Raw genomic sequence first — 26,128 nt, forward strand, 5'->3', positions numbered from 1 at the left:
TGGACATTTCATTCTTTCATTTTACAACATTCTTCATTAAACTTTCAGCAACGTCGATAATAATGCGATCGCATTATTATCCATTGCATTCAAATTTACAGATTTTGCCCGATTGATACCATCAGGAGAGATTACCCAAAGAAAAGTTTGACTATTGGCTAGATTATCAATTGCTTTTTGGATTCCAGTAGCAACTGGAAACATCTCACTGTATATCTCAGCATCACGCGGTAAACGCCTAGCAATATCTTCAACATGACGTTTATGCGAACCAATTAAAATCTGTTGCATTTGCCATGTTGTCCAAATAGCAACGCTACTCAATCCCAAAGCCGAAACTGCAACGATACCCACAGTTAATCGTACGCGCAGTGAAAAAGGGTCAATTCGCCAGATGTTCCTAATTCTTGCTATCACCAACTGTTTCCTGGTGTCGGACAAGTTTTATTCGCAAAGTCACACTGATAAATATACGACTCTTGCCAGCGTAAGGGAATTTCTAGTAAATCTCTTGTTCCTGTGATTTCTTGTCCAATAAATAGCAAAAGTGCAATACAGTTTAAAATTGTATGGATTTTCCGCCAACGCTGCGAATGATCTTTGTGAATATCTGGTGCAATTGCCAACGAAAAAATTATTAACATCGCCGCTGCTATCCCAATATAATAATGCGATAAATACCACTCACTCGCTCGGCGAAAAACTCCATCTTGACTGCCTAAAATGATTAAACCTACACCTGTAAGTGTAGCGAAGATGCCTCGCCAAAGACGCTGTTTTGCGCGAAGAAGTAATACTAAAGAAGTGACAGTAGCCGCAAACATTAACACTATGAATACAACTTGAAATGGTTGCTTAGTAATAAGTTGATTACTGATGACAATGTATAAGCTTGTCATAGATGTAAAATCAATTCCAATTGAGAAGTGAGTAGAAAAGCACTCACTTTCTTCTCAGCAAATTCTCATAATCAATCTGTTGTATTTTTCACTTAAGCTATTAAAGTAAAGGAATAAAAATAATTTCTCATCCCTCTAAATAGTTCCCTTTAAACAGCTTCTGTCGCAGATAAAGTATTGAGATACTGCGCGGTCGCTTGCTTTGGTACGACACCCGCCATCCGCTCTACAACTTGCCCTTTCTGGAAAAATATTATGGAGGAAAAGTTAACTTTAACAGGACAAATTATCCAAAGTAGATTTGATAATGAATTTCCTACACTGCTGGTATCTTTTAAGTCACTTGATTTAACTCAACAATGTCAGCTAGTAGAAATGCTATTTTGTCATCCTGGGCAATGGAACGTTCAGAATACACCAAGAGAATTAGCTTCTTTATTACTGATATTTAACATTTTACTGCGTTCACGAGTTTTGTTTAATCGAAATTTATCAGTGAGTACTATTAAAGTTGCTCAGGTGTAGATTAAGATAGATTATGTGTTATTTAACTAGCCTGACTGTTTTTATTTCGAGTAGAAGCAGCCATTTGCTTAGATGAGTATTGTTCCATTTCCGCCACCGGTAAAACCCAAATTTAAATTTATAAATCTATTCTGCGGTATTGGAGGTTTTAGATTAGCATTACAATCTCTTGGTGGAAAATGTGTATTTTTGTCTGATATTTATACAGTAGCGAGAGCAACATACCAGACAAACTTCGGAGAGTTACCTTATGGAGATATTATAAAGCTTACTAACTTAGACATATCAGATGATGAACTAGATCGCCTCATTCCAAACCATGATTTATTAACTGCTGCTTTTCCATGCCAACCTTTTAGTAGGGCTGGAGTGTCGGCTAGAAACTATCTAGGTCAAAGTCATAAATTCAAAGATCTTGAACAAGGAAATTTGTTTTTTGACATCGTTAGAATTGCTAGATTAAAAAGAGCTAAAGTCTTATTACTAGAAAACGTAAAAAAACTTTCTTACTCACGCTCAAACAAAAACTATTCATATTGTTAGGGAAACAATTGAGAAGGATTTAGGTTACTCTTTTAATTACAAAATTGTAAATTCCATCTCACTGGTTCCTCAAAAAAGAGAGCATTTTTACATAGTTTGTTTTCGAGATAAGGTACACTTTAAGTTTCCTAATTTTTAAGGAGAACCATTACCTTTAAGGTTAATTTTAGAAGAAAATGTGTGCACTAAATTTATAATTTCAGATAAACTTTGGGAAGGACATCAGAAAAGATCGTAAAGGAATGAAGCCAGAGGTGCTGGATTTACGGTGAAATTAGCAAACTTAGACAAAATATCTAACACTCTGGTTTCAAGTTATTACAAAGATGGAAAAGAATGCTTAATTCCTCTGAAGCTGTAGGAAAAGTTCCAAATGATAAAACTTATGCTTTTGTTAAAAAGTAGGCTACAGCTATACTTGATACTAAAAAAGAGTAAGGTTTAGTAAATTTAATTCGCGATTGGGATGACTTCACAGGAATGCTCGCTAGTAAGTTTGAGGAAAATATATCTAAAAGCGATGAAGATGTTGTTTTAACAGCATTATGTCAAGAATACGAAAGGAGAGTTGCTCAAAAAAGAAAAACTAAGGCTGGTAAAGACTTAGAAAGTAGTATTGAATTTATTTTCAATTATTTTGGTATTTAAACAGAAGGTAAACCTAAGCATTTTACCGCTGGTTTGGAAATAGACAACTGGGTTGAAACTAAAAATGGGTGGTATATAGGAGTAACTTTGAAAAGAACTTTAAGAGAAAGATGGAAGCAGACATACACAACTGATGTTAAAATCTATGTTTAACACAAAATTAGTAAAATATTGTGGGTAATTAGTGATGATTCTGATTTAAGTGAACAAAAGATATCTGAACTTGTGTCATACAGGTATATCTTTTTTATTCCAGATAATTTTCGTGTTTTGAGAAACTTGTGTTCTCACCCGAATATAGGGAAATATCTTTTTCCGATTACAGAATTAGTTACTCAGGTACAACAATTAATAGAAACCTGTTAGCACTCTAACAGTAGCGTTTTCGGTGCTAAGTTAGGAAATTTGCACGATTTTAGAACGTAGTCGCAGTTTACTCCAATTAAGTATTTGTAAAACCTGTATCCTGAAGAAACTCTAAAATTGCTGTGTTGAGTTCTTCGGGACAGTTTGCAGGTGCGTCATGACCACAATTTTCAATAATTTTTACTTGCGAATGGGGCATGTGCGATCGCAATTTTTCAGCATCTGTAACCGGAAACCAGCGATCTTGATCGCCCCAAACAATGAGTGTTGGACAAGTAATCTCACCTAAACGTGCTTGAATTTTACTAATTAAATTAGGCTGTTTTTGCTGTAAGCGTTTGATTTCCTGGGCAGCAATTTGTAGTTCTTCAGTGACTTTCGCTAGTGTTCCAGGGATGTAAATGTAGGGATAAGTAATCCAGTAAACTTCTTCAGGTGTAACTGTTGACCAATCTACCAAAACCTCACGGCGTTCTACTCGGACGATCGCGCGGACAAGCGTCGAGAAAAAGAATGTCAACCGCAGCGAATCAACAATCTTTAATAATTCAATAGGTAAATCGGAAAGCGATCGCATCCATCGGTTAGGTAATCGTTCAGGAAATATTGGTACGTTAATTAAAACTAAACTTGCAAATAACTCCGGATTCTCTTGCACAACCGCAAGACTCACCAATGCACCTAAAGATATTGCTACTACAATCGCAGGTTCATTACACAAAGCACGGATAATCCGCTCTAATTCTATCAGTTGATGCCCTGGGTGTTCTGGATATGCTAGTTTCTCGGAGAAACCGTATCCTTTCGCATCAAAGCAAATCACGCGAAAGTGTTTCGAGAGTGGTTCAATACAATGACGCCAACTATAAGACCAACTACCAATACCATGAATTAAGATTAGCGGTTTTCCTGTACCTTTTTCTCCATAGGCAATCGAAACTGGATGACCATTAGTATCAATTATTGTTAAATTTTGCCGTCCTTGAGGAAAAGTCTCTCTCCACCAGTCTTGCATTCGCTTTAATTTATAACAATACTGCTGAATTTATTTAACCACCTATTTAACAAATAATAGGCTGAAAGTTATGCAGCCTACCTTTATTGCAAAATTTTTAATCTGATTCAAAACAGCAATTCGTCTTACTTGTTCACAGCGTTTTGAGGATTCTTGAGATATTCTTCTAGCAAATCGACATTCTTCATATTAGCTTTCCATGCAAAGTCGAACATATCACCGATGACTGGAATTGAGCCAAACACACTCTCTATTACGATATTCCTGACCATCCGTCCTAATACAGCTTTAGGAATCCCTAACCTTGCTGCTTCAATGACAATATACGCCGAAAGGGCGGTTCCAACAATATCTCCAGCACCAGGAATTAAGCCGATAAGAGGGTCAATACCAATACGAAATTTTGTCCCTGGAATGCCAATAGCATTATCAAGCAAACGGCTAAACTTACGCAGGCGTTGTACTGATGTAAGTTTAGGGTGAGCCGCAACATTGGCAAACTGAGCAACAGATTGGGTCATAGATGAAACACAACCATTAATCTTAACGATCAAATTAAAACATTTTTCAATGTCATTTGTAGTGTACCTACAGCGATATTTGTATGTAGTGTAACGATGTTTTTTTGTCTAAACAAATCTCAGGAAATAAATCTAGAGAATGAGTAGGTTTAGAAGTTATTTATCTTGGAGTTTGTCGTACTACTAATTTCTATGACAGTTTTGGAGTGCGATCGCATCGCTTCGCCTACACAAACATTAAGCTGATCGCCGACTAAAAGCACTGCGGCACTCATATACAGCCACAACATCAAAACAATGACTGCGCCAACTGCACCATAAGCTTGATTGTAGTTACCAAAATTTGCTACATACATCCGAAACAAAGCCGATAAGATTGCCCAAGAAATCGCCGCTAAAATGGCTCCAGGCATCATTGGCGTACCAGAATCCCAGCAGCTTGGTCCATAGCGGTAAATAAAAGCAAAAGTCGCAGACATAACGCCTAAAGCTAAAGGCCAAATTAGGATTTGCCAGATGAACAATAAAAAATATAAACCACTTTCGCGAACAAAAAATTCTAAAATGAGATCGCTAAGAAATACTAGAAAAGAGGCGACAACTAATAGTATAATTGACCCTATAGTCAGACCAATTGAAATCAACTTTGCTTTCCAAAAAGGACGCGTTTGTTGTGGTGGAATTTGATGAATTTGGTCGAGGGCTGTCATTATCGTATTTAATGCGCCAGATGCAATCCAAATTGCTGCAACAAAGCTAATTGAGAATAACCCGCGATTTTGGTTCTGAGTAATTTCTTGAGCAAAATCCCGAATCAAAGAGAGGGCTTCATCCGGTGCAACTGTACTGAGTCGTAGTGCTAGTTGCCTAAACGTCGATTGTAGTGACTCTTGAAATAAGCTAATTGCTGTTAGAATAGCAAGAATTGCCGGAAACAGCGATAACATTGAGTTATAAGCGATTTCGGACGATAAACCTAACAGCCTTCTTTCACCTACACGTACAAAGGTTGCACTTAATGTTGCCCAAGTCATGTGGCGAAAAAACCTGACAAAGCGGGTTTTAAACATGTAAGAGATCAGGGGTCAGAGGTCAGAAGCTAGGGAAATTATAAAGTAGAGAAGCCGAGGGTAGGCGGTTACAAGGGAAATTGACAATTATCTGTATACACTGCTACATCCCACATTCGCACTCTACAACGCTCCCACTAGCTACTAACCACTAATCACTAAATAACTCCCATCGCCTGCGCTACAGCTTCGAGTGTCGGCTCTATTCCTGGTTTGAACGCATTTTGGTTGTTGTCAATTGCTGTGTTGGGATCTTTAAGCCCATTTCCGGTGAGAACACACACGACTGTTGCACCTGTGGGAATTTGATCTTTGACTTTTAACGTACCCGCAACCGAAGCGGCGCTTGCAGGTTCGCAGAAGATCCCTTCTGAGGATGCTAATAAACGGTAGGCTGCAAGAATTTCTTCATCAGTAACCGCGTGAAATTCTCCATTGCTTGCAGATTGTACAGCGATCGCTTTTTCCCAGTTTGCTGGATTACCGATGCGAATTGCGGTCGCGACAGTATCAGGGTGCGTTACAGCTTTTCCGGTAATTAACGGTGCAGCACCCGCAGCTTGAAAGCCCATCATTCGCGGTAAGCGATCGCATTTACCGGATTGATGATATTGACAAAATCCCATCCAGTATGCTGTGATATTTCCGGCATTGCCTACGGGGATGCATAACCAATCTGGAGCTTCACCTAAAGCATCAACAACTTCAAATGCTGCCGTTTTTTGTCCTTCCAAGCGGTAAGGATTGACTGAGTTTACTAAAGTAATCGGATAGCTATTTGCCATCTCGCGGACGATTTTCAATGCTTGGTCAAAGTTTCCCTTAATTGACAACACTTCAGCACCATAAAGCAGTGCTTGTGCCAATTTACCTAAAGCAACATATCCATCGGGAATCAGCACAAAAGCTTTCATTCCCGCACGTTTTGCATAGGCGGCGGCGGCGGCGGAAGTATTACCCGTACTTGCACAAATTACTGCTCGCGCTCCTGCTTCTTTCGCCTTGGAAATCGCCATCGTCATTCCTCGATCTTTGAAGCTACCTGTAGGGTTTAGCCCGTCGTACTTGGCGAATACCTGTACTTGTCTACCGATGATTTGAGCAATTGAGGGAATTGGAATCAACGGCGTATTACCCTCTAATAGAGTGACTATCGGTGTATTTTCAGTGACAGGTAAGTATGGCTGGTACGTTTTGATTAGTCCAGACCAAACTTCGCGGTTAGTAGATTTGTTAGCAATCAGAGTCACGGTGTTTGCAGCAACTTTATTTAGATTAAGATTCGGTAAGCGCAAGCATTTCGCTGGCGATGAATTCACTTTTTGTATTTAAAAGCGATATTCATAAATCTTCAGGTTGTATTACTTAGTTTACTCTGACAAGGGAACTATCATCGGGTACAGCACCTAGCCAGTTATAAAATCGACACATTTAATACAACTATGCTTCCAGATAGAGTTACAATAACATTTTGGTGTGAGTAGGCAAAAATAACTATTTAATATAACGATGGGAATCTGTTCAGCTACTATGTCTCCTTCCTCCACTTTGGCGGATAACGACCAAGCAATGACTACTGTTTCTGGCACATCGATAGCGCGATCGCCGTGGAACGAGTCACAAAAATCTTTGTATGCAGCTGGTGTACAAGTTAAATTTCTACATCTGGAAGCTGAAGTAGAATCACTGTTGCAGCAGTTGCAGGCGATAAAAAAACAACGTACCACTGCTGAAGAAGTATCAATGAAGTAAAGCAGTGCGTAAAATGCCCCTCAAATCCCCCAATATTGGGGGAATTTAAGCTTATTAATGATGACTTTGGGTTAGTTTGAAGACAGTGTTTATTTACTTGAAGCGTTGGTGTTGAGGAGACCAGCTTTTAAAGGTATAGTTTTTGCCAGTAGCAACCAGTAATGCAGGAAGTTGATCGTCTTCGAGAGCGGCGATCGCAATCACAGTTTGCCCAGAAGCCCCACTAAACTCGTTGTAAATTATCTTTCCAGTAGCTGAAAAAATAATTGTGTGCGATCGCGAATTGTTGTTTTGCGTTTGCACTAAGCTATGCTCAAAATTATGAACAGCCGCAATTTCCTGTGGGGAGATTGTCATTATTACTTCTATTGTTCCATCACCTGTTAAGTCGATTAACTGTACGGGTAACTCTCCGAGTTGCTGTAGCATTTTCTCTACATTCGGGACAGACTCTTGAGGATTTGGTTTGCGGCGTTGCAATTCCTGCCACAGTTTAGGTAAAATTTCTGCAACTTCAATAGGCTGCGGTTGTTGTGTTAAATCTGATAAAGTGATCGTTTCCGGTTGCAACCACTGTAGTGTTGTTTTCGTAAGTGCTAATTGTCGTGCGGCTGAATCGAATAAAGGAAATGCATCCGATACGGCTAATAGCTTCAGCGTACTACCTTGTAATTGCACAGCTTTGACAACAGCGAGATCAATTTGCTGATGTCCCCCTGGTAGCCAGGAAACGATTTGAACTTCAGCATCTGAGTTTAAACCTAATTGTTGCCAATATTGGGCTGCGGTTTTTGATGGTGCTAGCTTAAATGGTGCATGTTGCCAAGTGTTACCGTCGTGATAAGCGTTGAGTTGAATTTGATACCACGTTTGCTCTTCTGTGACTTGTAAGGGTCTTTGATCGATTTGCAGCCATTGCGCAGGATTGACTTTTGTCATTTTTTGTGGCGTACCAACAAAGCGACTAGGGTGAGAAGGTGTCACTTTATTTGATGAAAAGTCACCTTCTAAACGTTTGAGGAATCTTTGAATATAAGCAACATCAGCAGCAGTTGTTTGTGGTTGCTGTTTTAACCAGGCGATCGCGCTTCTTCTACTTTCTTGTGCGCCTTTGAGGAGTGCCCCCCAAGCTTTGACTTCGGTACGATTAGGGTTAACACGTAACGCAACTTCGACACGATTTCCTATTCGTCCATTATCCGTTTCTAGGAGTGTGGCGATTTCTTGTGTATTCGTTGGTGAAGCTTGAAACACTTTTAACGCCTCTCCCCAACGTCCATCGATTAACAAAGTCAGTACTTGTTGGCTAGGGCTTGCCCAAGTTTGATTTGCTTGCTTTTGAGCTTTTTCGGCGTGTAGTCGAATAAAATCGAGTTGTGCTTGCGCTGCGCTTGACCACGTTTGATGCTTTTGGCGTTGTTGTTTAATAAACTGCAACCATTTCTCGGCGGGTGTCCACAATCCACTACGCGCAATTAGTAATGCATTTTGATAATCGCGACTGTCTAATGCTGGTTCAGCGATGGAAACAGGTTCTAGTTGCAGTGGATCGAAGATGAAATTTGCGGATTTAACTTGATAAACTTGCAATCGCGGTTCTAAATCAACACTTTGATCGATAACTAATTCTGGAGAACCTCCGGCGATCGCTTGTTGCCATTGCGGTTGAGTCGGACTTGTCCAAGGTAACATTAAACTCAGATACGAGCGATCAGGGTTGTAGTGGACGATTTGACCGTAAGTGATCGTGTGTCCTCGTTGTCGTTGTCCCCAAAGATAAAACCACATTCCTTGAGTGGGGGTAGTATTGTCAAACCGACGCAATTCAGTTACAGGTAACGGGCGATTTGAACTTGTATCTGCGGTTTCTGGATCGACAAGTGGCGCGACAACAAATGATTCTTCAAGTCCTGTGACATCAACTTGAGTGATAAATTGATAGTGAACTTCACGACTTGGCTGATTGAGAAGGTTTTTAACGTCTGTAATGCGATATACGCGCAGTTCGACAATTTGATTTTGCGATCGCACGGGTAAAATAACAGACTTTGGTTGTGAATTAGCGTTAACTTCTAACGGTAGCGGTTCTCCGGCAATTTTTCCCTGTCGGCTTAATTCGGCTGTAATTTGTGTCAGCGTTTGTGTTGGTTCTTGACTCGATGGTAGCTGCGCCCACGGCGGTAAGAGTTGGTTTAAGGATGCGATCGCCTTTGGGTTAAAAAACAAACCATAAATCAACCACGCGCTACTTGCAACTAAACCTCCAGCACTCAAAAGTATTGTAATTCTTGCTAAAGTTCCAACCCAGTTTCTTTTATTATTTCTACTAGAAATTGGAACTTTATAGTATGGACGTTGCGGCATCTGGGCTATCTTATTTTACTTATAAATCTGCTACACAAACTTTGGTTTGAATTGTAGCAAATTATGCCCGTGTTTTTATTCAAATCCAGGTAAATTTATTTAAAAATTACAAATTATTCATTCACTTTGAACTATTTACTTTCTATAGCAGCAATCAGATCGTCTTTTTTAATTTTAGATGGAACTCGAATTCCTTTTTCCTTCGCTACTTCTTTTAATTGTGGCACTGTCATTGATGCATAATCATTTGCAGTATTAACTGTATTTTTTTGCTTTTTGGTTAGTTTAGGTTTTTGAGATTCTATTAAATACTCTTCAACCTTGTTTACTTTCTCAAGAAGCAAGGACATTTCTCCTGATAAAAAGCTCAATTTTTCTTTAATCAATTCATTTAATAAATTTAGCTTTTTTTCTATTTTAAGATAATTTTCTGGTACTTCATTTTGATTTTTGTGATGTTTTCTAATTAGTTCTACTTGCTTTTTAATAACATCTTCACTTTCTGCATCAATGATAAATGCTCCTATCATTTCACCTTGTAGGGGATTTTTCTCTTTAGCTTTGATAGCAGCATAATACTCAAAATCACCATCAATTACTTCATAAGAATCTCTACTCACTCTTTGAATAATTAAAGGATTAATTACACCTTCTGCTTCTAAAATCAAATTCGCTGCTTGCTCTAATTCTTCTTCTGAAAATTTAGAAGCATCTATATTAGACTTTATTTTTTTGACAGCAACAAGTGAAATTGAGAGTTTCATTCTGCTACTCCTATTTTTCTTAAAACTTCAGTAGCTAATACTTCAAACTCTTGGGCTGAAATTGAATCAGGTTTATAGTCAAAAACCGATCTAGGATCAGATCTTTCTATATCGTCCACCTTGGTAGTTCTCTCCATACTTTTAGCTAAATCTTCTCTCTCATAAATTACAGAATCCATTACTTCAAAACCGTAACGTTTTGGTATAGCAGCTATTCTTTTTGGCAATGTAGACTGAACAAACTTTGAATTTGTAGATATTTTGCACGGTAGAACACCTAATATATTAATTGGTGGTTTACCAATAATTTTTCTAAACTTATCAATCCGTTTGAAAAACTCTTTTATATTTAAAAGCCCTTGATTGGCAAATGGTTTTAAGTCGGAGGGTATAAGTAAGTAATCTGCTGTTGTTAGAGCAATTTCTGAAAAAAGGTTAAGCGCAGGCGGGGTATCAAAAATAACAATGTCATAGTCTGTATTTACTGCTTGTAATTTCTCATCTAGCATAATTTTAATATCAGCAAGTTGGCTTAATTCTTGCTCATATCTCATTAAGCTGATATGAGAAGGAATTACATCAATCTCTGGCTGATTGAATTGAGAAGGTCTAGCAACTTGTCGTATAGGATATGCTTCTTCTGACTGCAAAACATGACGGATATTACTATCTTTTAGATTATCCAATTCCTCATCGTCAAATTTAATTAGACCAGTAGCAAAAGTAGTGTTTGCTTGGCTATCTAGATCGATAACAAGAACTCTTTTCCCTCGTTTACTTAATGCAGCAGCTAAATTGACTACAGTTGTGGTCTTACCGACTCCACCTTTATTGTGATAAACCGCAATCGTTTTCATTGTATGTTGTCCTTCTGGTGTAAAACCTGCATTATAAAGTTGCTCTAATCTAATTAATTCTTGTTCTATTTGGTAGAGTAGTTTCGCTGTATTTTTGTTTGCTATCTCAGGTAATGAAGTATTAGATCCATCTTTTGTTAAGACTTCTTTCCCAATAATTGACTTGATTGCAGATAAATTATTTTCTACGTCTTTCCCCAAACATTTAAATAATAGTTTTATTTGATTTTGGTCTTTTTGGTATATTCTTATTTCTCTTCCGTTAGTTAGTAACCCATATTGAATATTTAAACTCGTTAGATATTGTGAGAGGCGGTACACGTGGTTGTTTAAGTTTTGATTGGGATGCTTTGCCTCTATGATGACACTTGAGAGACTATCATATAATCCACGAGCAAAAGCTAGGAAGTCTAGACGAATGCTGCCAAAAGCAACTTCTTGATACCAAGTGTCTGGTGAGTAGCCTAATGCTGGCAGCAGATACTGTACAATGAGCTTGCTTTCTACTTCACTTTCGTTACGACAATTTTCTGGGAAAAAAGGCAACTTCTTTTACCTTGACTAAACCAAGACGTTGTAAAAAAAACTTCTCAAGTCGATTTTCGGACAAATATTTTTGTTCTAGGTCAGGGAAATTACGGATTTTTTCAAGCGATCGCACACTATACTTGGTGCGATCGCGCTTCGCATTACCAGTTAGCGACTAACTCTTCAATCATCGCATGGGCTTCGTTCAAAGATTCCTGACGTGCGTCATCACCGCTGCTAAGATTATCAGCTTGCACAAACGTAATGTCAGTAATACCAACTAAGCCAAACACAGCCTGCAAGAAAGGCTTGAGGTAATCATACTGTTCTGCTGGCGTTCCCGATCTATAGCTACCACCGCTAGCAGTCACAATGAGCATTTTCTTTCCGTGAACTAAACCCGCGTACCCTTGATCGGTAACAGTAAAAGTACGATTGACGCGAACAATTTGGTCAATATAAGCTTTAAAAGTTGAAGGTACGCTAAAGTTGTACATTGGGATACCGAACACGTAGCGATCAGCTACAAGAAATTCATCTACTAGTTCATCTGAAAGCTTAATTGCTGCGTTGAGTTCGGGGGTACGCGCTTCTGGGGGTGTAAATGCAGCCGCAATCCATCCTTCATCAACATGAGGTACAGGGTTTTTCCCCAAATCGCGGTAAGTCAGTGTATCCTCTGGATGGGCATTTTTCCAAGCTGTAACGAACTCATAAGAAAGTTTACGCGAAAAAGAGCGTTCACCACGAGGACTAGAATCGATATGCAGAATATGCGCCATAAAACAATGATTCCTAAATATAATTTAACAGCATCAACCGAGTAAATTTAGCATTAATCATACTTTTGTGTCTGTCTATCTTAAGACAGCTAAATCGCAAAATTGATGTCATTAAGCATTAACTTAATTCCAGGATTTTACTAATGGCTTATATCATTGCAACAGCAAATATGAAAGGTGGTGTAGGAAAAACAACGCTAAGTGTTAATTTAGCGACTTCACTCGCCAAAGATCATGCTAAAAAAGTTCTTATTTTCGATTTAGATACTCAAATTAGTGCTACCTTGAGTATCATGTCGCCAACAGATTTCGCTAAGTATCGCAAAACAAAGCGAACTTTGAAATATTTAATCAATCAAGCTATCCAGCCAGAGACACGCTCAAAGATTAGTGTGAAAGAAGCAATTCACTACAATGCGTGCAAGCTTGCCAATCTAGATTTATTACCAGGTGATATCGAGCTATACGATGAATTTGTGGTTTCTGAAATGTTGCATGAAGAAGCCTTTGAAGTAGATAGACTTGATTTTGAAACAGTTTGGAATCGCTTTGAAAGAAGATTAGTTAAACAAATTTTAGAGCCAGTTCTCGAAAATTATGATTTTATTATTCTTGATTGTGCGCCTGGTTACAATTTGATGACTCGCAGTGCGCTTGCTGCAAGTGATTTTTATATTTTACCGGCAAAATCTGAACCTTTATCAATAGTAGGTATTCAGCTATTAGAAAGACGTATTGCTCAACTGAAAGAAAGCCATGCATCTGAGGTGAATTTAGATATTAAATTGTTGGGAATTGTTTTTACAATGTCTGGTAATTTAATTACAAGCAGATACTACAAACAAGTGATGCAGCGAATTAATGAGGATTTTGACGCAGCACAAATTTTCAAGACTCAAATACCAACGGATGTCAATGTTGCTAAAGCAGTTGATAGTTTTATGCCTGTTGTCATGACAAATCCGCAATCAGCAGGGGCTAAAGCATTTACTCAAATAACGCAAGAGTTTTTACAGAAACTGCAAGTTGCTGGGAGTAATCAGCAGCAAACGCAATTAGTTAATGCTCAGTAGGTAGACATAATTAAATATCACACTTGCTAAGGTTGGTAATCGGTAATCGGTAATGAGAAAAAAGATATTTGCCAGTTACCAATTACCAGTTACCTTTTAAAAGTCTCCGGCTAACGCCAAAACACAGCGTTCGCAAATAAGGGGATGTTCTGGAGATGCGCCGACGTGAACTGAGTAGTTCCAACAGCGATCGCACTTCTTCCCGTCTGCATTCACAACACCAATGGCAAGTTCGTCAGTTTGTAAGTTGTTTTTTGCTTGTTGCACTGCTTCTAGTGAATCAACGATTTCTACCTGCGAAGCAATGAATAAATAACGCAGTTCATCAACACCGTTAGATTGAGTTGCAGTCTGTTTTTCTTGTACTGGCACAGCTTGTGCGATTGATTTGGTTTCGTTAGTTGGCGCTTTCGACTTCTGCGATAATACGATGCGCATCAAGGCAACTAGCAAGTAGCGCAGCGTTGCGTAAATGCCAATGAGTTGGAAGACGCGCGGTAGCAGAGGAATATCGTTGATACCGACAAGCACGGCTTTCAACAAGCCAAGTGGCAGTACAATCAAGGGAAACACGGCAAGCACAACAGCAACAACCCAAAGTTCGCGGTATACCTTTAACACATCGCGTAAATATGCTGGCGATCGCATAAAAGGCTGCAAAAGTTCAGCTAAATACTGTTGCCAGGTTTTCGGCGTTTGCGTCGTTAGCGATGTTGTTTTTGTTACATACTTTTCAACAGTCGCTAAGGGTTGAGCCGTGCCAGGATTTAATGTTTGTAACTGCGCATTGAAGGCAGCATCGGGAACATAAAGCAACACCTTGGCTTCAAGTGAAGAACCGATCATTTTCTCGACGCGTGCTTGTTCGAGAACTTTATTGACATCAGCGCGCAGCAGCCGTAATTTTTGCCAAGAACTCGCGAGGTCAGGGTTGTGCCATTGAGAGTCTAGTTGCACCCAACCGGCTTCAAAGACGGATTTGTAGGGCGTCGGGTATGGTAGCTGCTGCCAAATATCTTCTGCCATATGACATAGTACAGGTGCGATCGCGCGGGCTAAATTTTCAAGTGCGACACTCAATACCGTTTGACAGCTACGTCGCCGAAATGCATTTGGCGCGCTAATGTACAATCGGTCTTTGGCAGTATCCAAGTAGAAGTTCGACAAATCGACGACGCAGAAATTTTGCACCGTTTGGAAAAACCGAAAGAATTGGTAGGTTTCAAACGCCTCAGTTACATCCTTAAAGACTTCGGTCATCCGGTGCAGCATATACCGATCGAGTTCGGGCAATTGCTCGTAAGGTACAGAATGCTCAGAAGGGTCGAAATCGTGTAGATTACCCAACAAGAACCGTGCTGTGTTGCGAATCTTGCGATATGCTTCCGACAATTGCTTGAGGATGTTTTTACTCAACGGTGCATCAGAGGTGTAATCGACGGATGATACCCATAGCCGCAGAACATCAGCGCCATATGCTGGTTCCTCTTTTTGATTTTTACCGCCATTAATTACAATCTCTGGTTCGATGCCATTTCCCAGCGATTTGCTCATCTTGCGACCTTGCTCATCGATTGTAAAACCGTGAGTCAAGACCGTTTTATAAGGCGCACAGCCGTTAACAGCGACACTGGTGAGTAAACTTGACTGGAACCAGCCGCGATGTTGGTCAGAACCTTCCAAATACATCTCCGCAGGGTAGCGCAACTCAGGACGCTGTTGCACTACTGCTGCCCAAGAGGAACCCGAATCGAACCAGACATCCATCGTATCGGTACCTTTGCGGTAAGACCGACCATTGTTGCGGTAACTTTCGGGTAGTAACTCCTCGGTTGATAATTCCCACCATGCATCGGTACCTTTTTCGGCGACTATTGCTTGCACGTGCGCGATCGTTTCTTCATTTAGTAGCGCTTCGCCAGTTTCTTCGTCGTAGAAGACAGGGATAGGTACGCCCCAGCTACGTTGTCGCGAAATGCACCAATCTGAACGTTCGGATACCATCGCGGTAATTCGATTTTCGCCGATCGCGGGAATCCACTTGACTTCAGTAATTGCTTTAAGCGCAGCATCGCGAAATCCTTCGACGGAGGCGAACCACTGTTCGGTGGCGCGGAAGATCGTTGGTTTTTTCGTCCGCCAATCGTAGGGATATTTGTGAACGTATGGTTCTTCTTTGAGTAACGCCCCTGCCGCAGATAGGGCATCGATGACAGCAGAGTTGCCATCCCCAAGAACATTTAATCCCGCAAATTGTCCAGCTTCTGCGGTAAAATTACCGTCAGCATCGACGGGTGCTAATATTGGTAAACCGTACCGCTGACCGACGATGTAGTCATCTTGTCCGTGGCCTGGTGCAGTGTGGACTAAGCCTGTTCCTGACTCGGTTGTCACGTAATCGCCACCTATGACGACTGGACTTTCGCGATCATAGAGTGGATGACGATAAGTTGTATGTTCTAAGTCCTTACCGCTTACTTTCGCTTTAATCGCGAGGTCGCTTGCGAGAATCTGTGACAAGCGTTCGACTAAGTCAGCGGCGACGATTAAGTATTTAGGTTGCTCGTTGTTGGCAACTTCCACAACCGCATAAGTTAATTCTGGATTGACCGCCACTGCTAAATTGGCTGGAATTGTCCAAGGTGTCGTTGTCCAGATTGCTACACTCAGATGTGGTAAAAATTCGCCCAGTGCTGAAGCAGTTTCCGAAAGACGAGTCACAGGAAAAGCCGCGTAAAGACTGCGCGAGGTATGACCTTCTGGATATTCTAGTTCGGCTTCTGCCAGCGCCGTTTTTGAGCTAGGACTCCAGTGGACTGGTTTCAAACCGCGATAGATGTAGCCTTTTAAGACCATTTGCCCAAACACGCCGATTTGCGCTGCCTCGTATTCGGGTTTGAGTGTCAAATAAGGATTGTCAAAATCACCCCAAACACCGTAGCGTTGAAAGCTTTTGCTTTGTTCTTCAACCGCTGCTAAGGCGAACTCTTTTGCTTTGCGCCGCAATTCTAATGGCGTGAGGTTTTGCCGTTCGGCTGCCTTCATGTTTTGTAGCACTTTAAGTTCTATCGGCAACCCGTGACAATCCCAGCCAGGAACGTAGCGTACTTTACGTCCTTGCAACAACTGATAGCGGTTGATTATGTCTTTGAGAATTTTGTTGAGCGCGTGACCGAGATGCAGCGCGCCATTAGCGTAAGGGGGACCGTCGTGCAAAACAAATAACTCGCCAGGGTTATTCTGCGACAGGCGATCATATATTTGGTTTTCTGCCCAAAACTTTTGGATTTCTGGCTCGCGCTTGGTCGCATTCGCCCGCATATCAAAATTGGTTTTAGGCAGATTAACAGTATCTTTGTAGCTTCCTGGTTCTGTCACAGTTTGATGCCGAAAGATGATGATGTCGTTTTGCAACTATTATCGACGACAATCCCCTTCCGCTTCAACCTCAATAGTAATCTTCCATAAGCTATTAGCAATTAGCTCAGAACACAATCAACTCGGCGAAGGGTTTTCAGGCGTTTCTGGGTCGGGTGGTGTCGCTTCTTGATGTTTTTCTTCAGCATCTCTAAGTGCAGCTTCTACCAGTTCTGGATCAGGTGGATGAGGGCGTACCAGTTCGGATGCTTCAGGTGCGACTTCAGTTGCGGTTGTGTCTGCAACAGCAGCGCTTGCTGTTTCCTCAGGTAGTGATGTTGCTTCTCTAGCAGCTTGGACAACTTCATCGGCTGCAGTAGCATCAGGAGAAGCCACTTCTGAGATACTTTCGTCGGGTACGGATTCTATCGGCGTACCTGGTGGTGTTGCAGTAGCGTCTGATTGCTCTGCTGTAGACGTACGATTATCAATAATTTGAACTGAGTTCGCAATGTTGTTAGTTGTAGGTGTAGTGCTTGCGGCAGTTGTTGAGGAAACTGTTTCTGGGACTTTTGTTTGTTCGCTCAATTGTTGCAATCGCTCTTTTGCAGTGGTCGCACTATTATCTCCACGCTTAGTCAATTGCAAGAGCTTAGAAAAGAATGAGGACTTGGCAACTTTCTCCTGAACAGTGCTTTTCACTTCCTCCGCACTTGGTGCTACCGTTTGCGAAAGACGTGGAGTAAGTTGTCGTCGGAGTGAAAGCGTTTGGGTAACTGACCAACCTAATAAAGCAACGCCAGCCACTTGACCGAGTAGAACACCCCCTGTGATGCGTCCAGAACACACCCATAAGACCAAGGCGTAGAATAATCCTACCCCGCTCCAAACAAAGTCACCTTTGCGGTGTACCTCAGGAAAAAAGAAAGCTGCCATGTAGATAGCGAGGCTAAGAAAACCTACCGCCAACGCCAGGATGTATGCCAGCATTTGTGGGTTACTCCTTACTGTCTCATGAGACTACATATTTCAATTTTGCGCTTTTATTGTTCAAATAGATACAAATCTCAGTTAATTAGCTAAATCATTCTTGAAATCTACCCATTGGAAGATAAAAACTTAAACCCGCAATTAGATAAATGTTTTTGCTTTTTTTAAAACCCTGATTATGCATTCTCAATGTATCATCTAGTTCGATTCAACCCAAAGCACAGGTCAGAAATCTGTCTTTTGCTTGATTTAGTCAGAGAATCTGTATTTTAGATGCGATTTTGTTCTACTTGATTAACACTTTTAATCTCTTTTTTACAGAAGATATCTTAAAGTTCGAGCTACCCTGAAGGGGAATCATCTCAATAGCGGAGTTAGCAAAGCAAACTTATGACACAGCAAAGCTTTGGTGTAATCGGCTTAGCCGTTATGGGCGAAAATTTAGCTCTTAACGTCGAGCGTAACGGTTTTCCGATCGCCGTCTACAATCGTACCCCAGAAAAAACAGATGCCTTCATGCACACCCGCGCGCAAGGAAAAAATGTAAAAGCTGCGTACTCGCTTGAAGAATTTGTTGGCTTGCTTGAGCGTCCCCGAAAAATCTTGATTATGGTGAAAGCAGGAGCACCTGTTGATGCCGTTATAGACCAGCTTAAACCCTTACTAGATGAGGGCGACATCATCATCGATGGTGGAAACTCTTTGTATGACGATACGGCGCGACGCACCCGTGAATTAGAGCCACTAGGTTTTAGATTTATCGGTATGGGTGTTAGCGGTGGTGAAGAAGGGGCGTTAAATGGTCCTAGTTTGATGCCAGGCGGTACAAAAAGCTCTTACGAATACTTAGAACCAATTTTGACAAAAATTGCGGCTCAAGTAGAGGATGGTCCTTGCGTTACCTACGTTGGTCCTGGCGGCGCCGGACATTATGTCAAGATGGTACACAACGGTATTGAGTACGGCGATATGCAGCTAATCGCCGAAGCTTACGATTTACTCAAAAGTGTTCTAGGACTCGATCACAATCGACTGCACGAGATTTTTGCCGAATGGAATACCACCGAAGAACTTAATTCGTTTCTGATTGAAATTACCGCAGATATTTTTAGGTACATCGACCCCGATACCAATCAACCACTCGTTGAGCAAATTCTTGATGCTGCTGGACAAAAAGGAACTGGACGCTGGACAGTGCAAAGTGCGTTAGAACTCGGTATTGCTATTCCGACAATCACCGCCGCAGTCAATGCCCGCGTGATGTCTTCATTTAAAAAGGAACGCGTTGCGGCTGCGCAAGTTCTTACAGGTCCTACAGCTAAGTACGAGGGCGACGCAGAAGCTTTTATTGATATGATTCGCGATGCGCTGTACTGTTCGAAGATCTGTTCTTATGCACAAGGAATGGCACAACTAGCGGCTGCATCAAAAGTGTATTCCTATAACCTGAATTTAAGTGAGATGGCTCGCATTTGGAAGGGTGGTTGTATTATCCGCGCTGGTTTTTTAGGTAAGATTCAACACGCTTATCAAGAAGACCCAGATTTACTTAACTTACTTTTAGCACCAGAATTTAAGCAATCAATTTTGGATCGGCAGAATGCTTGGCGCGAAGTGGTAGCTACTGCCGCTAAATTAGGCATTGCAGTGCCTGCTTTTAGTGCTTCATTGGATTACTTTGATAGTTATCGACGCGATCGCTTACCTCAAAACCTCACTCAAGCACAGCGTGACTACTTTGGTGCACATACTTATGAAAGAGTTGATAAAGAAGGATTCTTCCATACCGAATGGGCGCAATTTGACGAAGCGTCTCTACAAACTTCAACACCGGAACCTTTAGAGGCAGATCCAGCGACAACTAATGCTTAGGCGAAATACTAGGAATGTGGCTCGCTTAGCGACTAAAGTCGCAGCTAATTAGACAAAGACCATCTGCGTGGTCTACATTGCTGAGATTTATGACAAACGATTTACGCAGGAAGTTTAGGAAATAAGGGCTAGGAGTGTTCGAACTTATTTAGAAGCGGCTAACTCCTAGTCACTTTCCGTTTATACCTCAGGAGAATTTAACATTTGTAACAATCTCTCAACATTGTCTAAATCGCCAACTAAACGCCGCATTGGTTTTGGAGAAACTTTTACAAGCGTTGGTGTGGCACTGACTTGATCGATCTCGGCTTGCTCAGGATGCTTGGTGACATCAATGACTTTGAGCGTGTATGGATAGTGAAATTGCTCAAGCACTTGCCGTAGACTTTGTAGAATGCGCTCGGTTGTTGCACTATGCCCGGCGACAAAGAGGTGCAAAACGTAGGGTGTTTGTGGGTGTTGACGACTCAACGATTCAGGTTGCGATCGCTCAAAACGCACAACAAGGTCGTTTTCTTCCCAAAGTTGGGGAAACGTTGCGCGATACGTGTTCAGTAATATTGCATCGCATAAACCCTCTGCAACAGGCGCGGCTTGCCAAACCACATCAGTTTGAAACACAGCATTTAATAAAGCTTGATACCGCAGTACGAGCGGATATGCTTCAGCGTATGTTTGGACCTGCTGCGTTTGTGGGTCTAACCATCGGTCAATCGTTGCCGTATAGCAAGGCACTAAAAAGTGCGGCGGTTCTAATAAGTTGAGTATTTCTTGTAGACCTGCACACAAATGTAAATGCCAACGCCCTTGTTTACCAGGGTCGATGCAGTAAATAAGATCTCCCCCTGGCGTAAATAGCGCAATACCTTTAAATATTTCTGTATCTCTCGATTTAGCTTGATTCAACTGTTTGAATAAGGGGTCACGGTTCTTCTGGAGAAGAGGAACAAGTTACTGGCTATTAGTAACTAGTTATGATACACGCTTGACACTAATCACTAGCCACCAGCCACTAGCTACTAATTGCTCTTTCTTAGTTCTCTACCTAAACTCTACCGCGTAAAATCATCGCCATCTCGTTTGGCTTGGGTGATGTCTCTAACGCTGTTTCTTCTGTTAACCTTCCTTCTTCGTATAATCGATAAATTGATTGATTCATCGTACACATTCCCTCAAAGTTGCAGCGTGGAATGATTGCCTCTATTTCTTCAACTTCGTTGCGGATGATGTAATCCTTGATTGCGTCTGTATTAATCATAATTTCGTGAATTGCGGCGCGTTTGTTGTCCGTTGTCCGCACAAGGCTTTGCGCAATAACTGCAACGAGAGATTCTGCTACCTGAATGCGCATGGAACCTTGTTCATCAGGATTGTAGAGGTTTAAAATTCTTTCAATCGTTTTCACTGCACTATTAGTGTGCAAAGTGCCAAACACAAGGTGTCCGGTTTGCGCGGCTTTTAAAGCTGTATTTACCGTTTCGCGATCGCGCATCTCCCCAATCAAAATAATATCTGGGTCTTCGCGCAACGATGCTTTTAGCGCATTATCAAATTTCAACGTATGAATGCCCACTTCCCGTTGCTTAATGAGGGACTTTTTACTTTTATGTACAAATTCCACAGGGTCTTCAATCGAGATAATGTGTTTAGGCATTTCTTGATTGATGTAATCTACCATCGCTGCTAGCGTCGTAGACTTACCCGAACCGGTTGGTCCTGTTACCAAAATTAATCCTTTGTGGTAGTGGCACAAATCGCGAAAAACGGGCGGTAGACTGAGTTGTTCTAGCGTCAGAATTTTTAACGGAATCAATCGCAGCACCATCGCTGGACCATTTAACGCTACAAACAAGTTAATCCGTACGCGCGCTACTCCTTCGTACTGTGTCGCACCATCATATTCTAAATGCTCATAAAATTGTTGAATTTGTTGCTCTGTAAGAATTTCTTTGAGCCAGCTAGTAAATGTTGCTTCGTCTGTTTTGGGATAATCAGTAACAATAATTTCCCCACGTTCGCGGAAACGGGGCACTTCACCAACACCCAAGTGTAAATCTGAAATGCCTTTGTCATGAGCTTCGCGCACTAATTGCGCTAAGGTTGGGGCTGTAGTTGTTGAATTTTGTGCAGATTCAGTAGGCGATGTATCGAGTTGAGCAACAGTTTGCATCTGTAGTTGTGTATCTCTATCCGAATGATTCGAGACTCTGGATTTTGGTAATGGCATCGGTGGTACGCGGGGAACTACTGGTGCAGGAATTGGTAGACGCTGTGATTCTGTCATGTGTCGGCTGTTAACTAGTGGCTATTCTGGTCGAATATCAAATAAGGCGTGAGGAGGCACTGCATACTAAGTCGTGATATCCGCTTATAGCTTTCCCTAACTGTCATGCTTTATATCAGGTGTTGAATAGCAAGTATTTGAAGCGTTTTCTTTACTGTTGCTTTTCTTTATAAAACAGTCGTTTGAGCCACCAGTTTGTATGGAATTTGTTACAGTTTCGCTAAAAAATTAAAGCGCAACAATTATTTGTTTTTCAGTTTAAGTATTTATACTCCTACACGAGTGTTCTACCAAAATTAGTTGCTACTTATCAATTGGCGATCGCCACAATGCCTAAGTTAATCGCTAGAAGCTAAAGAAAAGTGAGTCGAGTCAGAACAATATTTAAGAAATATGCATTAATAACCTGAGTTGAGTGCTGCGCTTGATTGCCAATTTGCTCAGACTAGAATGCACAAATTATGAGAGAAGACCCATTTATTATAAATAAATGTTAAAGGCATGCAACGAATTTTGATCAGCTACTATTTAAACTCCACAACGTATATAACAGGATATTGACTAATGATGCTTGGGATCGTGCATTAGTGAGCTTTGGAGCTTTTCTTTCTATTGGTAGATGTCAAGGATAAATAACTAAAATCCAATAATTTTAATTGAGTAGTCATAAATACAAATACTCAAGTGTAAAGTTTAATAACTAAAAGATCATTTTAGCAATCAGCTTTTATATACTTATTTTCAATAGATGACGCTAGCTAAAACTAGCCGACGGGCATTTTACTTAATTCATTTTTTTATTCTCTGTGGAGGAGAAGTATATGACTCTAGCTCAAAGCTCCAGTCTAAAAAAGAACTATTATTTCTTCATGCTCAAAAGCTTTTTAATCTGGACTTTTACACTGGCAGTTTGCTTGTTAGTTGTTGGATTTCCGCTCGTGGTTTTAATGGCAACAGTGGGTTCGCTACTCTCAATTGTGTTGCAATCGGTGATACCAGTTAGTGCGGTTTTATTGGTTGTAGGTAGCATCATCACAATTAATGTATTAGCTGTAGTGGTTGGGGCTGGCGTACTGACGCTTAAAGGCATTCATCCAAAAGAAGTGAGTTGGCTCAACTGGCTACACGGCGAGGCAGACACCCTACATACTTCAGTTTACGCGGCTTGTCCATTAACGTGTGAACTGAAGCAATAAGGAGCGCTGGAAAAGCGGATACTTACAAAACGTGTCAAGTCCTTATCCGTAATAACAGTGGATCTGCCCGGTTGAAGCCGGGTTTTTTCATGCTAAAAATTGTAACTATTCAGGTCTGGTCATCGTTGAAAGCTTTAGCTGTTAATCGATTTCATCTAAATATGGTGTAAGGAGACAAAAGATAGGAGAACATATATCAGGGGAATTATATTCCCCTCAATCCAGTCTTAAACTCCTAGCACATGGCAAAGGTAAACAAGATCTGCATTATTTTGGGTACGCGACCGGAAGCAATTAAAATGGCTCCGGTCATTCAAGTTTTTCAGCGATCGCCACGCTTTGACACGCAAGTGATATTAACCGGTCAACACATTGAAATGGTTGCACAGGTCATGCAGTTATTTGACCTCGAAGCGAACCAAAATCTCGCAATTATGCAACCGAAGCAAACGCTCACTGATATTACTTGTCGCAGCTTACAAGGATTAGAAACCTTATTTGAGCAACTTCGTCCACAATTAGTCTTAGTTCAAGGCGATACGACGACGGCTTTTGCCGCAGCTTTGGCAGCGTTTTATCAAAAAATTCCCGTAGGTCATGTCGAAGCAGGTTTACGTACCGATGATGTTTTTAATCCTTATCCCGAAGAAGCCAATCGGCGGTTGATATCGCAGCTTACTCAATTACACTTTGCTCCCACGACGCTGGCGGTAGAAAATTTGCAACGATCCGGAGTTTTAGGAAAAATTCATCAAACGGGTAATACAGTCATTGATGCACTGTTATCAGTTGCCCAAAGCCAGCCTGCGTGCGATATACCTAGTTTGGAGTGGGGAAAATACCGTGTTTTATTAGCAACAGTGCATCGGCGTGAAAATTGGGGAGAACCCCTCCTGAAAATTGCAGAAGGATTTTTACAAATCTTAGAGGAGTTTCCTGATACAGCGTTGCTTTTACCGTTGCATCGCAATCCAATTGTGCGTGAACCGTTGCAAGCGGCGTTGAGTCATCACTCACGCGTGTTTTTAACTGAACCATTAGATTATGCCGAGTTGGTCGGAGCAATTGCGCGATCGCACTTACTGCTGACCGATTCAGGAGGATTGCAAGAAGAAGCGCCTTCATTAGGAAAACCAGTGCTAGTCCTGCGCGAAACCACCGAAAGACCCGAAGCGATCGCGGCAGGGACTGCTAAATTAGTAGGAACTGATCCAGCACAAATTGTTACTACAGCCAGCGTACTATTAAGTAACACCGATGCTTATCAAGCTATGGCAACTGCGATCAATCCTTTTGGTGACGGTCACGCAGCCGAGCGAATCTTGCAAATTGTAACAGAATATCTGGATGAGCAAGTCTTTGGGTAAAACTCACCCATAAACGCGTTATAAATCGTCAATTCGCGGATTGCGTTTAATCAAGCGCGAAATTAACTTCAGTTAGATGCTTTTTGTCCCCGCTAGCACCGAAAATAGAAAAAACCTCAGCCTAAAAGAGGAGTGATGATATAACTTATGGCACTCATGCAGTGGGCAAACGCCGTATCAACTCGTGCTTCGCTCGAAGCAGCCGTCGCAGAAGTTGTCGATAAAGCTTCTGCTTTGTTACAGTCACCCGCCGATCTTGGGTTAGTTTTTATTTCTGCTGCCTTTACCAGCGAATATCCCCGCCTGCTTCCGTTGTTACAAGAAAAGCTACGCAACATCAAAGTTCTGATTGGTTGTGGTGGTGGGGGTATTATCGGGACAAATCAACACGCGGTGCAGGAGTTTGAGGGTGTACCTGCATTAAGTCTGAGTTTGGCGCAACTACCAGGCGTCAAAGTTACACCTTTTCACATTGCGGCAGAGCAACTCCCCGATCCTGATAGTCCGCCGAAAGCGTGGGTAGATTTATTTGGTGTTTTACCTGCTGAGCAACCCCAATTTATTTTGCTATCCGATCCTTTTTCTTCAGGAGTCAATGATTTATTGCAAGGCATCGATTATGCTTACCCTAGTTCGATTACAGTAGGCGGGTTGGCAAGTGGTAGTCAAACTCCTGGGCGCATTGGTTTGTTTTGCAATGATAAGCTATACCGTTCAGGAACTGTGGGCGTTGCCTTGAGCGGCAATATTGTTTTAGATACGATTGTGGCGCAAGGATGCCGACCGATTGGCGAGCCTTACCGCGTCAGCGCTTCTGAACGTAACATTTTACTTGCTTTGGAAGAACAACCACCTTTAGAAGTATTGCGCGATTTAATTTCGAGTTTAAGCGATGCGGATCGGCAATTAGCTGAACATTCGTTGTTTATCGGAGTCGTGCGCGACGAGTTTAAGCAGAATCTAGAACATGGAGATTTTTTGATTCGCAATTTATTAGGAGTCGATCCAAAAGTAGGAGCGATCGCGGTTGCGGATTTAGTTCGCCCTGGACAGCGCATTCAGTTTCACCTACGCGATGCAGAAACTTCGGCGGATGATTTGGAATGGTTGCTACAACGTTATCAACAGACGCATCCGCATGTATCACCTGCTGGGGCGCTGATGTTTTCTTGTTTGGGGCGTGGCGAAATGCTCTACGGTAAACCTAATTTTGATTCGCAGTTATTTAGTAGCTATATGCCAAATATTCCCGTGGGCGGTTTTTTTGGTAATGGGGAAATTGGTCCTGTAGGCGGGAGTACTTTTTTGCATGGGTATACCTCAGTATTTGCAATTTGTCGCCAACCTTAATTTGA

Annotated in this window: 23 protein-coding genes and 1 pseudogene; 10 read left to right on the forward strand and 14 right to left on the reverse strand. The window is 41.4% G+C overall.

The features are described 5' to 3' along the window. Nucleotides 1-36 precede the first annotated feature (36 nt). Nucleotides 37-417: a hypothetical protein gene (locus NIES1031_RS17870; protein ID WP_178378173.1), complete on the reverse strand. Its 381-nt coding sequence runs from the start codon at nucleotides 415-417 to the stop codon at nucleotides 37-39. Continuing rightward, nucleotides 414-851, reverse strand: a pseudogene (locus NIES1031_RS17875) (DUF4079 domain-containing protein); the annotation flags it as partial. The gene NIES1031_RS17870 and the pseudogene NIES1031_RS17875, both read right to left, overlap by 4 nt. Nucleotides 852-1,154: 303 nt before the next feature. On the opposite strand from NIES1031_RS17875, the gene NIES1031_RS17880 reads away from it, so the two are divergent. From NIES1031_RS17880 to NIES1031_RS24465, 4 genes are all read left to right on the forward strand, one after another. Next, a complete protein-coding gene (locus NIES1031_RS17880) occupies nucleotides 1,155-1,424 on the forward strand; it encodes a hypothetical protein (RefSeq protein WP_178378174.1) in 270 nt (89 codons plus the stop codon). A 72-nt stretch (nucleotides 1,425-1,496) separates the two neighbouring features. Continuing rightward, nucleotides 1,497-1,967: a DNA cytosine methyltransferase gene (locus NIES1031_RS17885; protein ID WP_073550861.1), complete on the forward strand. Its 471-nt coding sequence runs from the start codon at nucleotides 1,497-1,499 to the stop codon at nucleotides 1,965-1,967. A 7-nt stretch (nucleotides 1,968-1,974) separates the two neighbouring features. Next, complete coding sequence (locus NIES1031_RS26415; RefSeq protein WP_407919507.1) at nucleotides 1,975-2,106, forward strand: hypothetical protein; 132 nt, start codon at nucleotides 1,975-1,977, stop codon at nucleotides 2,104-2,106. Nucleotides 2,107-2,447: 341 nt separating this feature from the next. Further along, nucleotides 2,448-2,615, forward strand: a complete 168-nt coding sequence (locus NIES1031_RS24465) for a hypothetical protein (RefSeq protein ID WP_178378175.1) — start codon at nucleotides 2,448-2,450, stop codon at nucleotides 2,613-2,615. A 442-nt stretch (nucleotides 2,616-3,057) separates the two neighbouring features. Here the strand turns inward: NIES1031_RS24465 and NIES1031_RS17890 are convergent, their stop codons facing one another. The 4 genes from NIES1031_RS17890 to thrC form a co-directional block, all read right to left on the reverse strand. Then, nucleotides 3,058-3,996 carry an alpha/beta fold hydrolase gene (locus NIES1031_RS17890; protein ID WP_073550862.1) on the reverse strand — a complete coding sequence of 313 codons (939 nt, stop codon included), beginning with the start codon at nucleotides 3,994-3,996 and terminating at the stop codon, nucleotides 3,058-3,060. 125 nt (nucleotides 3,997-4,121) lie between these two features. Then, on the reverse strand, nucleotides 4,122-4,517 hold the full coding sequence (locus tag NIES1031_RS17895) for a DUF4112 domain-containing protein (protein WP_073550863.1): 396 nt from the start codon (nucleotides 4,515-4,517) through the stop codon (nucleotides 4,122-4,124). A 149-nt stretch (nucleotides 4,518-4,666) separates the two neighbouring features. Next, nucleotides 4,667-5,587 (reverse strand): YihY/virulence factor BrkB family protein, encoded by a 921-nt coding sequence (locus tag NIES1031_RS17900; RefSeq protein WP_073550864.1) that lies wholly within the window; start codon nucleotides 5,585-5,587, stop codon nucleotides 4,667-4,669. Between the two features lie 158 nt (nucleotides 5,588-5,745). Further along, a complete protein-coding gene (gene thrC, locus NIES1031_RS17905) occupies nucleotides 5,746-6,837 on the reverse strand; it encodes a threonine synthase (RefSeq protein WP_084544393.1) in 1,092 nt (363 codons plus the stop codon). A gap of 280 nt (nucleotides 6,838-7,117) precedes the next feature. Between thrC and NIES1031_RS17910 the strand changes: the two genes are divergently transcribed. Next, the gene (locus tag NIES1031_RS17910; protein WP_236738892.1) at nucleotides 7,118-7,339 is read left to right on the forward strand and encodes a hypothetical protein; all 222 of its coding nucleotides are present in this window, start codon (nucleotides 7,118-7,120) and stop codon (nucleotides 7,337-7,339) included. A gap of 93 nt (nucleotides 7,340-7,432) precedes the next feature. On the opposite strand, the gene NIES1031_RS17915 is transcribed toward NIES1031_RS17910, so the two are convergent. The 4 genes from NIES1031_RS17915 to NIES1031_RS17930 all read right to left on the reverse strand — a co-directional run bounded on the left by NIES1031_RS17915 (nucleotide 7,433) and on the right by NIES1031_RS17930 (nucleotide 12,634). Next, nucleotides 7,433-9,703 (reverse strand): hypothetical protein, encoded by a 2,271-nt coding sequence (locus tag NIES1031_RS17915; protein ID WP_073550866.1) that lies wholly within the window; start codon nucleotides 9,701-9,703, stop codon nucleotides 7,433-7,435. A 131-nt stretch (nucleotides 9,704-9,834) separates the two neighbouring features. Then, entirely contained in the window at nucleotides 9,835-10,467 is a 633-nt protein-coding gene (locus NIES1031_RS17920; RefSeq protein ID WP_073550867.1) for a Rho termination factor N-terminal domain-containing protein, read from the reverse strand. Further along, the gene (locus NIES1031_RS17925) at nucleotides 10,464-11,870 is read right to left on the reverse strand and encodes an AAA family ATPase (protein WP_073550868.1); all 1,407 of its coding nucleotides are present in this window, start codon (nucleotides 11,868-11,870) and stop codon (nucleotides 10,464-10,466) included. The genes NIES1031_RS17920 and NIES1031_RS17925 overlap by 4 nt, the downstream gene beginning before the upstream one ends. Before the next feature lie 143 nt (nucleotides 11,871-12,013). Continuing rightward, the gene (locus NIES1031_RS17930; RefSeq protein ID WP_073550869.1) at nucleotides 12,014-12,634 is read right to left on the reverse strand and encodes an FMN-dependent NADH-azoreductase; all 621 of its coding nucleotides are present in this window, start codon (nucleotides 12,632-12,634) and stop codon (nucleotides 12,014-12,016) included. Between the two features lie 143 nt (nucleotides 12,635-12,777). Here NIES1031_RS17930 and NIES1031_RS17935 point away from each other — a divergent pair, with 143 nt between their 5' ends. Beyond that, nucleotides 12,778-13,707, forward strand: coding sequence for a ParA family protein (locus NIES1031_RS17935; protein WP_073550870.1), 930 nt, complete (start codon nucleotides 12,778-12,780; stop codon nucleotides 13,705-13,707). Nucleotides 13,708-13,803: 96 nt separating this feature from the next. Here the strand turns inward: NIES1031_RS17935 and ileS are convergent, their stop codons facing one another. Both ileS and NIES1031_RS17945 read right to left on the reverse strand, forming a co-directional pair. Next, a complete protein-coding gene (gene ileS, locus NIES1031_RS17940) occupies nucleotides 13,804-17,028 on the reverse strand; it encodes an isoleucine--tRNA ligase (RefSeq protein WP_407919508.1) in 3,225 nt (1,074 codons plus the stop codon). Between the two features lie 174 nt (nucleotides 17,029-17,202). Further along, nucleotides 17,203-18,054: a Ycf66 family protein gene (locus NIES1031_RS17945; protein ID WP_073550871.1), complete on the reverse strand. Its 852-nt coding sequence runs from the start codon at nucleotides 18,052-18,054 to the stop codon at nucleotides 17,203-17,205. Between the two features lie 390 nt (nucleotides 18,055-18,444). Here NIES1031_RS17945 and gndA point away from each other — a divergent pair, with 390 nt between their 5' ends. Beyond that, nucleotides 18,445-19,926, forward strand: coding sequence for an NADP-dependent phosphogluconate dehydrogenase (gene gndA, locus NIES1031_RS17950; protein WP_073550872.1), 1,482 nt, complete (start codon nucleotides 18,445-18,447; stop codon nucleotides 19,924-19,926). A gap of 180 nt (nucleotides 19,927-20,106) precedes the next feature. On the opposite strand, the gene NIES1031_RS17955 is transcribed toward gndA, so the two are convergent. Together NIES1031_RS17955 and NIES1031_RS17960 are read right to left on the reverse strand one after the other, a co-directional pair. Further along, nucleotides 20,107-20,832: a circadian clock KaiB family protein gene (locus tag NIES1031_RS17955; protein WP_073550873.1), complete on the reverse strand. Its 726-nt coding sequence runs from the start codon at nucleotides 20,830-20,832 to the stop codon at nucleotides 20,107-20,109. A 139-nt stretch (nucleotides 20,833-20,971) separates the two neighbouring features. Beyond that, entirely contained in the window at nucleotides 20,972-22,210 is a 1,239-nt protein-coding gene (locus tag NIES1031_RS17960; protein WP_073550874.1) for a type IV pilus twitching motility protein PilT, read from the reverse strand. Nucleotides 22,211-23,031: 821 nt separating this feature from the next. Between NIES1031_RS17960 and NIES1031_RS17965 the strand changes: the two genes are divergently transcribed. From NIES1031_RS17965 to NIES1031_RS17975, 3 genes are all read left to right on the forward strand, one after another. Beyond that, on the forward strand, nucleotides 23,032-23,406 hold the full coding sequence (locus NIES1031_RS17965; protein ID WP_015186610.1) for a hypothetical protein: 375 nt from the start codon (nucleotides 23,032-23,034) through the stop codon (nucleotides 23,404-23,406). Between the two features lie 242 nt (nucleotides 23,407-23,648). Continuing rightward, nucleotides 23,649-24,773: a non-hydrolyzing UDP-N-acetylglucosamine 2-epimerase gene (gene wecB, locus NIES1031_RS17970; RefSeq protein ID WP_073550875.1), complete on the forward strand. Its 1,125-nt coding sequence runs from the start codon at nucleotides 23,649-23,651 to the stop codon at nucleotides 24,771-24,773. A gap of 156 nt (nucleotides 24,774-24,929) precedes the next feature. Continuing rightward, entirely contained in the window at nucleotides 24,930-26,123 is a 1,194-nt protein-coding gene (locus tag NIES1031_RS17975; RefSeq protein ID WP_218596855.1) for an FIST signal transduction protein, read from the forward strand. Nucleotides 26,124-26,128: the final 5 nt, after the last annotated feature.

Source organism: Chroogloeocystis siderophila 5.2 s.c.1, assembly GCF_001904655.1.
GTDB classification, from domain to species: Bacteria; Cyanobacteriota; Cyanobacteriia; order Cyanobacteriales; family Chroococcidiopsidaceae; genus Chroogloeocystis; species Chroogloeocystis siderophila.

What these genes read in the sequence shown, in the direction of transcription:
- NIES1031_RS17880 (WP_178378174.1), top strand. Translation starts at nt 1,155, where the DNA reads ATGGAGGAAAAGTTAACTTTAACAGGACAAATTATCCAAAGTAGATTT.
- NIES1031_RS17885 (WP_073550861.1), top strand. Translation starts at nt 1,497, where the DNA reads ATGAGTATTGTTCCATTTCCGCCACCGGTAAAACCCAAATTTAAATTT.
- NIES1031_RS24465 (WP_178378175.1), top strand. Translation starts at nt 2,448, where the DNA reads ATGCTCGCTAGTAAGTTTGAGGAAAATATATCTAAAAGCGATGAAGAT.
- NIES1031_RS17890 (WP_073550862.1), bottom strand. Translation starts at nt 3,996, where the DNA reads ATGCAAGACTGGTGGAGAGAGACTTTTCCTCAAGGACGGCAAAATTTA.
- NIES1031_RS17895 (WP_073550863.1), bottom strand. Translation starts at nt 4,517, where the DNA reads ATGACCCAATCTGTTGCTCAGTTTGCCAATGTTGCGGCTCACCCTAAA.
- NIES1031_RS17900 (WP_073550864.1), bottom strand. Translation starts at nt 5,587, where the DNA reads ATGTTTAAAACCCGCTTTGTCAGGTTTTTTCGCCACATGACTTGGGCA.
- NIES1031_RS17910 (WP_236738892.1), top strand. Translation starts at nt 7,118, where the DNA reads ATGTCTCCTTCCTCCACTTTGGCGGATAACGACCAAGCAATGACTACT.
- NIES1031_RS17915 (WP_073550866.1), bottom strand. Translation starts at nt 9,703, where the DNA reads ATGCCGCAACGTCCATACTATAAAGTTCCAATTTCTAGTAGAAATAAT.
- NIES1031_RS17920 (WP_073550867.1), bottom strand. Translation starts at nt 10,467, where the DNA reads ATGAAACTCTCAATTTCACTTGTTGCTGTCAAAAAAATAAAGTCTAAT.
- NIES1031_RS17930 (WP_073550869.1), bottom strand. Translation starts at nt 12,634, where the DNA reads ATGGCGCATATTCTGCATATCGATTCTAGTCCTCGTGGTGAACGCTCT.
- NIES1031_RS17935 (WP_073550870.1), top strand. Translation starts at nt 12,778, where the DNA reads ATGGCTTATATCATTGCAACAGCAAATATGAAAGGTGGTGTAGGAAAA.
- ileS (WP_407919508.1), bottom strand. Translation starts at nt 17,028, where the DNA reads ATGCGGGCGAATGCGACCAAGCGCGAGCCAGAAATCCAAAAGTTTTGG.
- NIES1031_RS17945 (WP_073550871.1), bottom strand. Translation starts at nt 18,054, where the DNA reads ATGCTGGCATACATCCTGGCGTTGGCGGTAGGTTTTCTTAGCCTCGCT.
- gndA (WP_073550872.1), top strand. Translation starts at nt 18,445, where the DNA reads ATGACACAGCAAAGCTTTGGTGTAATCGGCTTAGCCGTTATGGGCGAA.
- NIES1031_RS17960 (WP_073550874.1), bottom strand. Translation starts at nt 22,210, where the DNA reads ATGACAGAATCACAGCGTCTACCAATTCCTGCACCAGTAGTTCCCCGC.
- NIES1031_RS17965 (WP_015186610.1), top strand. Translation starts at nt 23,032, where the DNA reads ATGACTCTAGCTCAAAGCTCCAGTCTAAAAAAGAACTATTATTTCTTC.
- wecB (WP_073550875.1), top strand. Translation starts at nt 23,649, where the DNA reads ATGGCAAAGGTAAACAAGATCTGCATTATTTTGGGTACGCGACCGGAA.
- NIES1031_RS17975 (WP_218596855.1), top strand. Translation starts at nt 24,930, where the DNA reads ATGCAGTGGGCAAACGCCGTATCAACTCGTGCTTCGCTCGAAGCAGCC.